Raw genomic sequence first — 13,658 nt, forward strand, 5'->3', positions numbered from 1 at the left:
CACGATACCCAACGCAACCACCTGAGAGGAAGAGAATCATGGCAACGAAGAAGAAGGCGAAGCGGAAACTTATCGCGGTGCTGGTCGTACTGGCGATCATCGCAGCGGCCGGCATCGGCTACAGCGTGTACCGTTCCACCCGCAACGCGGGTGAGAAAACCATAACCGTCGGTCTCGTCGGCAATGCCGACGACGCGATCTGGGATGCGGTGCAGAAGGAACTCGACAACGAGAAGGCCGGCATCAAGATTGAGAAGAAGGCGTTCCAGGACGGCATCTACGCCAATCAGGCGCAAGCCAACGGCGAACTCGACCTGACGGCGTTCCAGCACTACGCGTTCCTGAACCAGGAGAAGTCGGAGAAGGGCTACAAGCTCACGGCAATCGCCGAAACCTACATCTCGCCGCTGAACCTGTACTCCAAGAAGTACAAGAGCCTCAAGGATTTCAAGTCCGGCGACAAGGTGGCCATCCCGAACAACGCCACCAATACCGGCCGTGCGTTGAAGGTGCTCGATGCCGCCGGGCTCATCAAGCTCAAGGACAACACCAAGACCAATCCGACCGTGGATGACATCGCCGAAAACCCGAGCGGCATCGATATCGAACTCAACGATCCGGCCTCCATCATCAACCTGCTTCCCGATTATGCGGCGGGCATCACGAATACCAACTTCATCATCGATGCGGGCATGAGCGCCGATGATGCCCTGTACCAGGCGCCGATCGATACGAACAACAAGAGCTTCAAGCCATACATCAACATCATCGTCGCGCGTTCCGATCAGAAGGACAACGCCGATTATCAGAAAGTCGTGAAGGCCTACCACACCAAGTCCGTGGCCGATGCCATCAACGAGAACTACAAGGGCGCCGTGGTGCCGGTGTTCAAGTACTGAGCGCGGGCTGACACGCAAAACGGCAACGCACGTCAACAAGGAGAGCATCACATGAGCGAAACAATCGTCCCCGGCAACGCAACGCAGGTCGATCCCTATGTCCAGCAGTGGCATATCTGGCATGCGCAGAGGATAGAGGAACTCACCTCGCCGCACGGCTATCTGGCCCCCGCGTCCATCAACTGGATTTCCAACGGCCAGAGCAAAAGCATCAACGGCATTCCCGGCACATGGAGGGCTGACGACAATGCGCTCGTCTACACGCCTGAAGGCCGCGAAGTCTACAACGCCGGATCCCCGGTCATCGCGCCCATCGCCTTCGTGCCGACCGCATTCGGCGAAGAGGCTTTGAGCTACCTCGACTATGGTGAGATCCGCGTCGAAGTGAACGCACAGACCGACGCCATCAGCCGCGACGAGCATCATTTCTGGGTGCGCGTGAAGGATCCAAACACCGAACGCCGCAGGAACTTCACCGGCATTGACCATTTCCCCATCGACAAGCGGTGGAGGATTCCCGCCACGTTCCGCTGGGCCAAGGAGGATGAGCTCGACATCCACGATTCCGTCGTGAAAACCGTGCTGCAGTCCTACCCGGTTCTCGGCTTCGTTGAATTCGAATACGAGGGCGCGTCCTATTCGCTGGTCGTTTCGAACGTGTTTGGGCATGTGACGGTGTTCTTCTCGGACGAGACGACGGGCAAGGAAACCTACGATATCGGCCGTGTGCTGCATCTGGATCCTCTTGAGCTGAACAATCTCGATTCGATTGACTTCAACTACGCGTTCAACTATCCGTGCGCGTTCTCCACCTACTGCACCTGCCCGATTCCCTCGAAGCGCAACCACTTGCCCTTCGCGGTCACGGCGGGGGAGAAGACACCGAAGGAACACGCCCAGTACTGATTGGCAGCGCGCGGCAACAGGCGGCAAACAGCAGTAGGCAATGATATGAACGGGAAGACGGGAGCGAGGCATGAGTTCGAATATTCGCGATACGGACGTCCGCAGCGGCCCCGACCGCTACGTCAGCGGCATCGGAGTCGCACGCGACATCGGCGGGTATCTTGACGATTACCGTCAACCGGTGCTGATTACGGGCGAACGATCCTGGGAGGCGTTTTCCGGGTATGCCGATGCGGTTCCCGACCTTCCCGTACTGCGGTACGACGGCAGCGCCACAGTGCGCAACGCCAGTGAACTCGCCGATCGGGCGCGTGCGCTTCACGCGGACGCCGTGATCGCCGTGGGAGCAGGCAAGCTTTCCGACACGGCGAAGAACGTCGCCGAATTCACGGGCGCCGAACTCATCATGGTGCCCACGTTGGCGGCCACTTGCGCCGCCTATTCGGCGCTGTCCGTGAACTACGACGAGAAGCATCGCTATGCGAACGCACCACTCCACCCGCGCAACAGCAACCTGGTGTTGGTCGACGCCGCGCTGATCGCACGCGGACCACGCGAATACCTCGTGGGCGGCATCGGCGACACGCTTGCGAAATGGTATGAGTCCAGGCCGGTGTTCGCGCGGGCCGCGTCGCTGTCCGCTTTCGACAGATTGTCGCAACAGGCGGCGGCCGAACTGCGTTCCATCCTCCTTGAGGAAAGCGAAGCCGCGTTGCGTGCCCACGACAGGGGAGTGGTGGACGAGCATCTGCTTCGGGTCATCGATACGAATATCGGATTGGCCGGTACGGTCGGAGGCTTCGGCGGCACTCGTGCCAGGGCGTCGGGAGCGCACTCCATGCACGATGCGCTGACGCAGATACCGGGAACATCCTCCACCGTGCATGGTGCGAAAGTGGCGTATGGCATCATCGTCCAGCTGCTCGCCGAAGGTGATGCGGATGAGGCGCGTTCCCTCGTACCGTTCTACGACTCGGTGGGGCTTCCTCATTCGCTTCGACAGATGGGATTGGATATCGACGACGCCGACGCGGTGCGCGTGGTCGCCGAATTCGCAGCCGGCGATAAGGCCGCGTTCGCCCAGGCGGTGCCGGGCATCACGGCCGATGATGTGGTTCATGCCATGAGGCTTGCCGAATCGTTGGCATAGCCAGCTGTTTCCTATGAAAAGGAGAGATCCTCCGAGGTTTCCAGCCACGATGGCTGGCGCTTCGGAGGATCTCTCCTTCTTTCCCGCGTGACTGGGAACCTTCGCCTTTGAAGATTTCCTACAGCAACCCGTCCGCGTGCAGCGCCTCGTACATGCGGTCGAAGCAGTCCACCAGCAGCGGGCGTGGCATGGCGAAGTTCATGCGTACGCAGCCTTGGCCGATTTTGCCGCATTCCTTGCCGTCGGTGAGCGCCACCTTGGCCTTGTTGAGGAAATACGCGGCGGGGTCGTCGATGCCGAGCGGTTTGAAATCAAGCCACGCGATGTACGTGCCTTGCGGCCGCACGTAGCCGACCTTGGCGAACCTGCCGTGCATCTGCTCGTCGACCAGCCTGAAATTACGCTTCACATAGGCCAGCGCGTCCTGGAACCACGGGTCGCCTTCGGTGTAGGCGGTGGTCGTGGCGATGGCGCCGATGGTCGCGGTCTGATGTTCGCTCCATTCGGCGCGATCCATCCACATGGCGAGGTCATCCGGATTGGTGAGCAGCACCTGCGCGCATTTCGTGCCGGGAATATTGAAGGATTTCGAGGCGCTGGTGGCGGTCATGGATTGCATGGCGGCCTGTTCGCCGATGGTGGCGAACGGGATGTGCCGGTAACCGTCGAACACGAAGGGCGCATGGATCTCGTCGGAGAAGATACGCACGTCGTATGCGGCGGCGAGGTCGCTGACGCGCTGCTCCTCTTCAAGGGTGAGCACCTTGCCGATCGGGTTGTGCGGATTGCACAGTACGAAGGCGCGGCAACCGCTGCGGAACGCCTGTTCGATGGCATCGAAATCGAACGCCCAGTCGTCCCCGGATTGCAGCATGTCGATTTCCAGCACTTGGATGCCGTACAGGCGCGGCACGCTCAGGAACGGCATGTAGGCGGGCGTCGGCACGATGACCGAATTGCCCGCGCCGACGATTTCGCGCAGGAAGATCTCATACGCTTCGAGCACGTCGGGAACCGGGCGGATGATGCTCGGATCGACATCCCAACCGTAGTGGTTCTTCTGCCATGCCGCGCAGGCTTCGGCCACGCGACGCTTCCACGGGTCGGGGATGTAGCCGAGCTTGCAATGGTCGCAGGCGTTGTCGATGGCCCGCTGGATGCAGGGTGCCAGACCATAATCCATTTCGGCGATGAACGCGCCGATGCAACCGGGGTAGCGGGTCCACTTGTCGCCGCCGATGGCGGCCAGATCGGCGGCGGAGGTGCGGTCGATGGTGTCCGCGTCGAAGCCGGAGCCGTTCGCGGTGGCGGGTTCCGCCATGGTCGGCATTGTCGAAGTCATGGTCATATCGTTCATGCTTCAATCCTGCATGACCGGTGCCGGTCGGGCGAGCGTGTTCCTCGGCCGGTTTATTTGACTGCTATGAGCTTTGCTTATATCACGACACGTTTTCGTCATGAAAAAGGTGTCGGTTATTCAAAAAACGATGGTCTGCGGCCGTCAGACCGTCATATCGGCATCGGTGTTGGTGCTGGTGTTGATATCGGTGCCGGTACCAACACCAACAGTCTCACGCACCGGTTCGAGATAGCGTCTGGACGCTTTGCCGATTTCACCGCGCACCCGTTCGATGGCCGGCCTGTCATCGCCGTTCCTTGTGACGAAGCAGACTTGCCGGAACGCGTTCGCATCGCTGATCGGACATGCGACGAGATCGTCACGCAGATTCGCGGTGGTCGCCAGCCGTGACACGATGGATACGCCCATGCCGACCTCGACCAGATTCTGCGTGGCCCAGTAATCGTCGGTGGAATGCGTGATGTCCGGCGAGAATCCGGCGGCCTTCGCCAAGGAGACGAGATTCGCCTGGCAGGTTTCGCAACCCGCGATCCATGATTCGTCACGCGCATCGCACAGGCTCACCGGTTCGCGCGTCCGTTCGTAGATTTTGGCGATGCTGCTGGACTTGGCGACCAGCAGCATCAGCGGGTCGATGCCGAAGCATTCGGTGCGCAGATCGGACAGCCGATCATCATCGGGCAGCGAATTGTACCGGAACGTGATCGCGCAATCCGCCAATCCCTGTTCCAACGCCTCCACGGCTTCCGGCGGTTCCATCTGCATCAGGCTGACGCGGATATCCGACGAATGGCTCACATGCACCAGCACACGCGCCACGAACGAGGAACATACCGATGGAGGAGCGACGAGCCGGATATGCGTGGAGCCGTTACGCCGGTACTCTTCGATATCCTTGCCCGCCTGCATGAGCCGGTTTTCGATAAGCTGCCCGTGACGCGCCAGAATCAGTCCGGCCGGCGTAAGCTCTACCCCGTGGGAGGTGCGGCGCACCAAGCGGATGCCGAGCTCCTTCTCGCATCTTCCGATCTGCTGGCTGACTGCAGGTTGCGAACAGCCGCTTTCCCGCGCGGCCGCGGAGAATGAGCCGAGTCGCTCGACATTCCACAACGTCACCAGGGTTTGTGGGCTCAGTCGCGCCATCATGCCGCCTTTCATACCGGTCGGGCCGTACGTTTCGAAAATCCCGAAGCGGTGGTTCAGCTGTTGAGGAATGCGGGGATCGCTTCGGCGGCCGCATAGCCGGCGCGGTACATGCGTTCCAGACCCTCGTAGGATTTGCTCAGCGTGTTCAGGCCATACAGGCTTTCCGGTGCGAGGATCAGCACGCGGCCATCCTTCTCGTACTCCTTGGCCAACGCCACTTCGTCGTTGTAGGTACGGGAGCGGTTCAACAGACGCTCCGCGGCAGTGGGGTGGCTGCGCCTGAGAATGGCGGCCGGTCCGATATCCTTCTTCTGCTCGCGTAGTACATCCTTGAGACGCGTCAGAATCACCACCACGCGGTCATAGCCGTCATCCAGCGCCTTCTGCACGGGAACGGGATCGGCTATGCCGCCGTCGTAGTACGGCACGCCGTCGATCACATACGGTTTGCACGCCACTGGTACCGCGGAGGACGCCTTCATGATGTCGAAATTGTCGTAGGAGACATCCGACTTGTCGAAATACTTGGTCGAACCGTCTTCGGCGTTGCATGCGATCACGGTGAAACCGGTGGGATTGGCGGCGAAGGCCTCATAATCGACTGGGTATTCGCCGTCATGGTTGCTCAGCGTGCTGTACACATATTCGAGGTTGGCGTAGTTGTGGTTCTTGATGTAGTTGTCGAGGCTCGCGTATTCCTTGCGGAACGCGTACTCGGTGTAGAACTTGTGGGTGCGCCCGTGCTGGCCGGAGATGAAGGACACCATGTTCGCACTGCCTGCGGAAACGCCGTAGCAGTGGTCGACCGTAACGCCGTCCTCCATCATGCGATCCATCACGCCGGCGCCGAAAATCGCACGGAACCCACCGCCGACATCGATCATTGCACTCCTGTTCGCCATAGTCTGCCCCTCCCTGAATGGCCTTGCCTGTTATCTGCTCGCCCACATTGCGTGAGGCGCGTTTTTCCCAAAGCTTATGCCGTGTCGGCGGACATTTTCCCGTATGGCATAGGCCATGCAGGGACGCGAGTCCGCTGTCTGCGGCTAGCTGCGATGCAGCAGCGTCGAAGCTAATTCGGCGATGCGCTCGGAACCGTCGGAATTGGCGAGTTCCACGCTGCCCTGGGCGTCTTCCGGTGCAAGCTTGCCCAACGATTCCAATACCACGTGCAAGTGGCGCACGGTGCCCTCGTTGCCGTCGATGATCGCGGCGCCATCCGGCAGCAGTTCGCGGAAATAGTCACGGTAGAACACGAAATGCGTGCATCCGAGCACCACGGCGTCGATGGTCTGCAGATCGTAGGCGCCGAAATAGCCGTGCAAGGCGTTCATCACGGTGTCATGCTCGTCGAGAAGGCCCTGTTCGACGATTTCCACAAGACCGGGGCAGGGTTCGGGGAAAATCGTGTGATCGGCTTTGAACCGGTCCATGAGCTTGGCGAACTTGCGTTCGCGCAGGGTGAGCGGGGTGGCGGCGACGATGATGCGCTGCCGCTGGCCGTGCCCACGGTCGCAGGCGACCTTGAGCGCCGGTTCCATGCCGATGATCGGGATATCGTGCGTTTCGCGCAACGCATCCGCCGCAGCCGATGTGGCGGTATTGCAGGCGATGACCACGGCCTTCACGCCCTGTTTCACAAATTGTTCCACGATGGCGAAACTCAGTTCACGCACCTGTTCGGGGGTTTTGATGCCATACGGTGCGTTGGCGGAATCACCGAAATACAGCACCTTCTCGTTCGGCATGTCCTGCGCGATCTGACGGACCACCGAAATCCCGCCGAGACCTGAATCGAAAACGCCGATCGGCGCCGTTGAGCTCATATGCGTCCCTTTCCGTCCGTCCGATCGTCCAAACGACCGCTTCTGACCACTTCTAGACTACTCGTCCCATCCGCGCCGACGGGTAGGGTGGGGCGCATGAGTATTCCGCAGCAAGTCACCAAAACGCATGCCACCGGCAACGATTTCGTCGTATATGCCGATCCCGAAGGGCGTTTCGAGCCGACCCCCGACGAGGTGCGCTTCCTCGACGACCGGCATTTCGGCATTGGCGGGGACGGCGTGATCCGTCTCGCGCACCCCGAGGATGTGTCCGATCTGACACCCGAGCAGGTCGCCGAATGCCGTGAGTCCGGAACCGAATGGTTCATGGATTACCGCAATGCCGACGGTTCCCTGGCCCAGATGTGCGGCAACGGCACACGTGCCATCACACTGTTCGCCTACGACCGTGGCTACGCTTCGGGCGACGCGTTCCGTCTCGGCACCCGCGCCGGCGTGAAGATCCTCACCTCGCTCGACGACGATGAGCGCCTCGGCCATAACGTGTTCCGCGTGGAGATGGGCGCGTGGAAGCGCGGCGAACTCGATGCTTTCGACGTGACGATACCGGGCACGCCGGGGTCCGCCCGCGGCACCTACGTGGACATGGGCAATCCGCATGTCGTGGCGGTGCTGGAGGACGGCAAGGCCACGCTTCCCGCGGTGGAAGACCTTGATTTGGTGACCAAGCCGGTGGTCGCCCCCGTGCTGGAATCCGATCAGAACGTGGAATTCGTGCGCATCGACTCGATGGACGCCGAAGCCGGCGAAGGCACGGCGACCATGCGCGTCAACGAACGTGGATGTGGCGAAACGTTGTCCTGCGGTACGGGCCTGTGCGCCACGGCGGTCACGCTTCGCGCCAAAACCGGCATTGATCATTGGACGATCACCGTGCGCGGCGGCGTGCTGCGCATCGACGTGAGTGACACGGACGTGAAGCTCACCGGTTCCGCGACCCTGGTGGGCGATATCACACTGCTGTAGTCCCGTCGTTGGAGTTCCATAACCAATTCCGTGGCAAATCACGTTGCGAATCCCGCAGTGGAAACGACGAGGGCCGCGCATCGGCATCAACCGGTGCGCGGCCCTCGCATACCCGCAAACGTGAATCACGCGGCTCAGCGGAATATCATCGGACCATCCTTGACCATGATGATCGCGAGTAACGCGAGAATCCACACCACATCAACCATCAGGTCATAATTCAGGCGGTAATACGTATCAAGCCCGCGAGCCATGCCCTCCTTGCGCGGTGGCAGCTCCTGCACCACAACCGTCGCATGCGACAACGCGATGAACTGGATGGTCGTGGAGAACATCAGCACCATGCACCACGGGCACAGCGCCTGAATCACGAACAGCGACTGGGACGTCAACCAATACGAATACGCGAGCGCCGCGAGGCCGCCCAGCCACGTGCAGGCTGCGAACCAGCGCGGCACGGCGATGCGCGCCAAGCCGATCACGGCGATGGTGACGAACACGGATTCGGCGGCGATGCCGAAGAACGCGTTCGGGTAGCTCAGACCGCCGAATTTCACGATTTCCGCCTGCCAGGATTGCGCCACAGTGGAGCAGGAGAGCACGGCGTTCACATCGCAGCCCAGCTGTTGGTTGGGGTTGCGGGCCAGTTTCAACGTGTCCGCGCTCAGGATGAACGATACGGCCAACGCCACGGCCGACGCCACCAGCATGACCAGATATACCCAAGTGGCGCTATGACGCCATCCGCGTGGTCTGCGTTCGATATCCGGTTCGATGCCCGGCTGGATATGCGCCGTCTCTTCTCCCATAATCGTTCCTTTCCGTGTTCTTCCTTGTCGTGTTTCCTCGTTGAATCGGCGGAGCGCTCCTCCGCGGTGCTGCGGAACGAGCTTAACAGTGGGCTACGATAGGGGTCATGACACGCTATGAGATTCCCGCCGAACCGCCGGCGGCAGGATGGGATATCCACTGCCATACCGCGTTTTCGGATGGCACGATGACACCGGAAGGCATGGTGGCCCAAGCGGTGCGGATCGGTTTGGAAGGCGTCGCGATCACCGATCATGATACGAGCGCCGGATGGGGCGATGCCGTGGAAGCGGCGCAACGGCTGGGATTGCCGTTGCTGCGCGGCACGGAGATCACCGCGGCGGACGGTGATGTCAGCGTGCACATGCTCGGCTTGCAATACGATCCGACCAATGAGCGCCTCGTCAACATGTTCGCGACCACCAGGCGCAAACGTCTCCAACGCACACGGACGATGGTCGAACTCATGGCCCGCGATTTCCCCATCACCTGGCAGATGGTCGAACGGCAGGTTCGGGAAGGGGAGCGGACCACGGTCGGCAGGCCGCATATCGCGGATGCGCTGGTCGCCGCAGGCGTCTACCGGAATCGCAGCGAAGCGTTCGCAGGCGCGGTGAGCGCGCAATCGAAATACTACATTCCCACGCCTTCGCCGACGGCCATCGAAGTGACACGGACCGTCAAACAGGCCGGAGGCGTGATCATCCTCGCCCATCCCGGTGATCGGCGCAGGAACAGCACGCTGCTGTCCGATGAACGCATCGACGCGCTCGCCGACGCCGGATTGGATGGGCTCGAAGTGTGGCATCGCGGCAATGAACCCGATCAGCGTCGGCGTCTGCTCGATATCGCTCGCCGACGTGATCTGTTGGTCACCGGCGGCTCCGATTGGCATGGCGAGGGCAAGCCGAACAGGTTGGGGGAGAACCTGACCGATGCGGCCACGGTTCGGCGGATCGTGGAACGCGGCGCCATTCCGCTCGTCTGAGTCATGGGCGGGATTGTGCGGTGAGTACGATTCGAAGCCGATACGCAATCCGGAATCGATATACGAATGGGGTCCTTCCATCAGGAAGGACCCCATCGCGTTTTCGCGTCATACGCCGCCAGAATCGTGGCGGCGAACCGTCAGAGCGCGCCGAAACCGACGGCGTGCTTGGTTTCGGAACCGACGATCGCATAGCCGAGCGCTCCGGCGGGAACGATGATCCTACGGCCCTTGTCGTCGTTCAGCACGATCGGCTTGTCCTCGCTCACCGCGGTGCTGATGGCGGCGTTGACCGCATCGGCGGATTCCTCGGTGCTGAAGGTGACGGCACGCGCCACGTTCCGGATGCCCAGTTCGATATCCATTGATTGCTCCTTGATCGTTGTCCTGTTTGTCCTGTTTGAGGCTTTATTCTGCTCGCCCATGGCGAAAAGCGCATCGATGATTACGCTTGCGGCGTGATTTTCCGTTCGTTCGTCACGTCGGAGGCGTCCAGCCCGGTCCGCGCATCCTGCAACGCGCGTTCCTCGCGTTCCAGCAACGGAATCACCTCGGTCGCCGGTACATTGAGGTTCGGCACCGAGAAGCGTTGCGGTTGCTCGGTACGCGGCGCATCGGCGCTCGTACCCGCATTCGCACGATGCACCACGATGTGATGCTCGTTCGTGTCGTCGCTCACCGTGTCTCCGTCGGGCGACACCTGCGTGTCATTGGTTTCGTCATCCATGCGATCCAATGCGATGGTGGCCGAGGAAATCGGCGGAATATCAGGTAGCGGAGCGCTTGCGACCCTACCGCTTGCGGTGCTGTCGGATTCCAACGCGGCATTGGCGGATGCGATATTGGACGAACCGGTGTGATCCGGATCGATCGTATCGTCGGGATCCATGAGCCGGTCGGCCGAACGCGCGTTCCGCTCATCGTCGCGCAACAGCGTACCCACCGTGATCGTGGAAGGATGCTTGCCGGCCGAGGGCTTCAGCGTATTGGCGTTGGACGGGCGAGCATCTCTTACACTCACCCCGAGCTGATGCGCGAGACGATCCACCTGGGCCTTGAACTGGATGATCTTGTCGTTGTCGGCATTGTTCAGCGCACGGATGAAATCGCCCACCTGCTCCATCTGCACCCACAGGTTGGCGCGCAGCATGATCAGATCATCGAGCCTGTTGCCCATCATGCGTCCGTAGGCGGTGAGAACGGCGTTGCGGCGTTCCTCATCGAGTTTCGAGAAAATCCAAGCCAGATCGCGTGCCGGATCGTTGACCTGCATGTTCTGCCAGTTGTTCACCGCGGTGATCGTCGAACCGCTGAACCGAACGTCGCCGTTTTCGAACCCGCCGTGCACCATGCACGTCGAGAACGACCACAGGCCTTCCGTATCCATGATGCGGGCCCAACTCGTCGTGATCTCGCTCGGCACATGACCGGCGTTGCGCAGTCGTTTGATCCATGCGGTGAGCTGGGCACGAATCTGCCCGGTGACGAAGATCGGATAGCCGGCCTCCTGCATGAAATCGGGGCGTAGGCGGTGAATCGCGCCGATGGCGGTGCCCATCGCGGAACATTGGTTCGAGGTCAGCTCGTCAAGAGGCGTTTCCACACCGTCCTGATGGCGCATCACCATCACCGCGGTATCCCCGGTGGGCCCCTTGGAATCGGTGCCGGGAGCGAAGGAAAGCACACGGCCCAGCGAGAATCCGAAGCCGCCGGATTCCCTGATCGTCGAAAGCGCGTGCGACGCCTTCACGCGCGAGGCCAACAGCTTTCGCCCTTGATCGCTATTGGTGGCGTACACGTCGTACACGGTGCCCGATGCATCGCGCACCTGCGCCTGATCGATGTCAAGCGCATGCGTGGTTCCGGCGAACACGCCGGCCACGACGATGGAGGGCATGGCGGCGGAGGTCAGTGCAGCCATCATGAATTCGTTTCGTTCAGTCACCCTTCCACACTAATACATATGAGCGCCCGGAACCGGCAAACATGGCCGAGAATGGGCATTACTGAGCCGATTTTTGTCCAATCGTGGATGCGTGGGCATACCGCTTGCCACAATGGGGAACATGGACGACGAGCTGCTTGAAGGGTTGGATGATGCGCAGCTGGCCGCGGCGACGGCGCTGAGCGGACCGGTGCGCATCATAGCTGGCGCGGGCGCGGGCAAGACCCGGACCGTGACCCGGCGCATCGCCCACGCCTGCGTGAGCGGGGAGTGGGAGGCGTCGCGCGTGCTCGCGGTGACCTTCTCCGTCAAAGCCGCCGCCGAAATGCGTGTACGACTCGAATCCTTGGGCGTGGGCGATCAGGTCACGGCGTCCACATTCCACTCCGCCGCATTGCGGCAGCTGCGTCGCGTCTGGCCCGACGTGTGCGAGGCGCCGTTCCCGCATCTCGTCGAGGATACGCGTGACATCACCAGACGTGCCATGCGCAGGGTCGGCCTTACCGACGATATGGATGACATCACGGTTCGTGCGGTACGTGACGAAATCAACTGGGCGAAGATCTCCCTGGTTGCGCCGGGCGAGGTGGAGCGCGTGGCGGTCGCGGTCGAACGGTGCACACCGGCTGGCATCGAGGCGTCGCGTTTCGCTGACATCTACGACGCGTACGAGCTTGAAAAGGCCGCTCGTGGCGAAATGGATTTCGACGACATCCTGCTCATGATGTGCCATGTGCTGGAGGAATTCGACGAGCAGGCCGCCCGTGTCCGTAAATCCATTGGCTGGCTCACCGTGGACGAGTATCAGGACGTGTCGCCGTTGCAGCACCGGCTGATGCGCCTATGGCTGGGCGATAACCGCAACGTGTGCGTGGTGGGCGACCCCGCCCAGACCATTTACTCGTTCGCCGGCGCGTCAAGCTACGATCTGCTCGCGTTCGCGGACGAATTCAAACCCTTGTCCGCCGACATCCGGCTCGGCACGGATTACCGTTCCACGCCGCAGGTGGTGAACTACGCCAACCGTGTGCTCGCCGCCTCGCCCATGAGACGTGATTATCTGCGGTTGAGTTCCGCTCGTGGGAACGGCGCCAGGGTGTCGCGCAAAGTGTATGAGACGGACGCTCTGGAAGCACAGGGTGTCGCCATGCGCATCGCGAAACTGGTGGCGGATGGGGCGAATCCTTCGGATTGCGCGATCCTGACGCGCATCAACGCCCAGCAGGCCGCGTGTTGCAGCGCGTTGCGCGCCGTGCGGTTGGGATATCGCGTGCGCCGTGACTCCGGGTGGACGGCCTCGTCATCGGTGGCGGATCTCGAAGCCGCCGGGCAGCTCGCGTTGGCCGACACGATGCGGGAGCACGATGACGAGACGACGCGCAAACTCGGCAAGGTCACGGTTTCCACCATCCATGCCGCGAAAGGTTTGGAATTCAAGCATGTGTTTGTGATCGGATGCTCCGAGGGCCTGCTGCCGTACGGGTACGCCCAGGACGACGATGCGTTGGAGGAGGAGCGTCGGCTGATGTACGTGGCGATCACGCGAGCCGAAGACACCCTGCACATGTCGTACGCCCGATCCAAGGACGGCATGGGTGAGCGGCAGCGCAGTCTGAGCCGTTTCCTCAGCTAGGCGGCGCG

At 61.4% G+C, this 13,658-nt stretch carries 13 protein-coding genes; 6 read left to right on the forward strand and 7 right to left on the reverse strand.

The annotated features are described in order from the left end of the window. Positions 1 to 38 precede the first annotated feature (38 nt). The 3 genes from BUB29_RS00245 to BUB29_RS00255 all read left to right on the forward strand — a co-directional run bounded on the left by BUB29_RS00245 (position 39) and on the right by BUB29_RS00255 (position 2,955). The gene (locus tag BUB29_RS00245) at positions 39 to 899 is read left to right on the forward strand and encodes a MetQ/NlpA family ABC transporter substrate-binding protein (protein ID WP_033523111.1); all 861 of its coding nucleotides are present in this window, start codon (positions 39 to 41) and stop codon (positions 897 to 899) included. 51 nt (positions 900 to 950) lie between these two features. Continuing rightward, positions 951 to 1,805, forward strand: a complete 855-nt coding sequence (locus tag BUB29_RS00250; protein WP_033523110.1) for a DUF1684 domain-containing protein — start codon at positions 951 to 953, stop codon at positions 1,803 to 1,805. A 70-nt stretch (positions 1,806 to 1,875) separates the two neighbouring features. After that, positions 1,876 to 2,955 carry an iron-containing alcohol dehydrogenase family protein gene (locus BUB29_RS00255; RefSeq protein ID WP_033523109.1) on the forward strand — a complete coding sequence of 360 codons (1,080 nt, stop codon included), beginning with the start codon at positions 1,876 to 1,878 and terminating at the stop codon, positions 2,953 to 2,955. A gap of 118 nt (positions 2,956 to 3,073) precedes the next feature. Here BUB29_RS00255 and BUB29_RS00260 read toward each other — a convergent pair whose 3' ends face one another. The 4 genes from BUB29_RS00260 to murI all read right to left on the reverse strand — a co-directional run bounded on the left by BUB29_RS00260 (position 3,074) and on the right by murI (position 7,287). Continuing rightward, complete coding sequence (locus BUB29_RS00260; RefSeq protein ID WP_143155103.1) at positions 3,074 to 4,312, reverse strand: MalY/PatB family protein; 1,239 nt, start codon at positions 4,310 to 4,312, stop codon at positions 3,074 to 3,076. 144 nt (positions 4,313 to 4,456) lie between these two features. Next, entirely contained in the window at positions 4,457 to 5,458 is a 1,002-nt protein-coding gene (locus tag BUB29_RS00265; RefSeq protein ID WP_081888376.1) for a LysR family transcriptional regulator, read from the reverse strand. 56 nt (positions 5,459 to 5,514) lie between these two features. Continuing rightward, complete coding sequence (locus BUB29_RS00270) at positions 5,515 to 6,345, reverse strand: patatin-like phospholipase family protein (RefSeq protein WP_234945663.1); 831 nt, start codon at positions 6,343 to 6,345, stop codon at positions 5,515 to 5,517. A gap of 162 nt (positions 6,346 to 6,507) precedes the next feature. Next, positions 6,508 to 7,287: a glutamate racemase gene (gene murI / locus BUB29_RS00275; protein ID WP_033523107.1), complete on the reverse strand. Its 780-nt coding sequence runs from the start codon at positions 7,285 to 7,287 to the stop codon at positions 6,508 to 6,510. Between the two features lie 96 nt (positions 7,288 to 7,383). Here murI and dapF point away from each other — a divergent pair, with 96 nt between their 5' ends. Continuing rightward, the gene (gene dapF / locus BUB29_RS00280) at positions 7,384 to 8,274 is read left to right on the forward strand and encodes a diaminopimelate epimerase (protein WP_033523106.1); all 891 of its coding nucleotides are present in this window, start codon (positions 7,384 to 7,386) and stop codon (positions 8,272 to 8,274) included. A gap of 134 nt (positions 8,275 to 8,408) precedes the next feature. Here dapF and BUB29_RS00285 read toward each other — a convergent pair whose 3' ends face one another. Then, positions 8,409 to 9,083: a vitamin K epoxide reductase family protein gene (locus tag BUB29_RS00285; RefSeq protein WP_051914933.1), complete on the reverse strand. Its 675-nt coding sequence runs from the start codon at positions 9,081 to 9,083 to the stop codon at positions 8,409 to 8,411. Between the two features lie 107 nt (positions 9,084 to 9,190). Between BUB29_RS00285 and BUB29_RS00290 the strand changes: the two genes are divergently transcribed. Then, complete coding sequence (locus tag BUB29_RS00290) at positions 9,191 to 10,072, forward strand: PHP domain-containing protein (protein ID WP_033523105.1); 882 nt, start codon at positions 9,191 to 9,193, stop codon at positions 10,070 to 10,072. A 140-nt stretch (positions 10,073 to 10,212) separates the two neighbouring features. On the opposite strand, the gene BUB29_RS00295 is transcribed toward BUB29_RS00290, so the two are convergent. Together BUB29_RS00295 and BUB29_RS00300 are read right to left on the reverse strand one after the other, a co-directional pair. Beyond that, positions 10,213 to 10,437, reverse strand: a complete 225-nt coding sequence (locus BUB29_RS00295) for a DUF3107 domain-containing protein (RefSeq protein WP_033523104.1) — start codon at positions 10,435 to 10,437, stop codon at positions 10,213 to 10,215. 80 nt (positions 10,438 to 10,517) lie between these two features. After that, positions 10,518 to 11,996: a phosphotransferase gene (locus BUB29_RS00300; protein ID WP_033523102.1), complete on the reverse strand. Its 1,479-nt coding sequence runs from the start codon at positions 11,994 to 11,996 to the stop codon at positions 10,518 to 10,520. 133 nt (positions 11,997 to 12,129) lie between these two features. Here BUB29_RS00300 and BUB29_RS00305 point away from each other — a divergent pair, with 133 nt between their 5' ends. Then, entirely contained in the window at positions 12,130 to 13,650 is a 1,521-nt protein-coding gene (locus BUB29_RS00305; protein ID WP_033523101.1) for an ATP-dependent helicase, read from the forward strand. Positions 13,651 to 13,658: the final 8 nt, after the last annotated feature.

Source organism: Bifidobacterium merycicum DSM 6492 (assembly GCF_900129045.1).
GTDB lineage: Bacteria > Actinomycetota > Actinomycetes > Actinomycetales > Bifidobacteriaceae > Bifidobacterium > Bifidobacterium merycicum.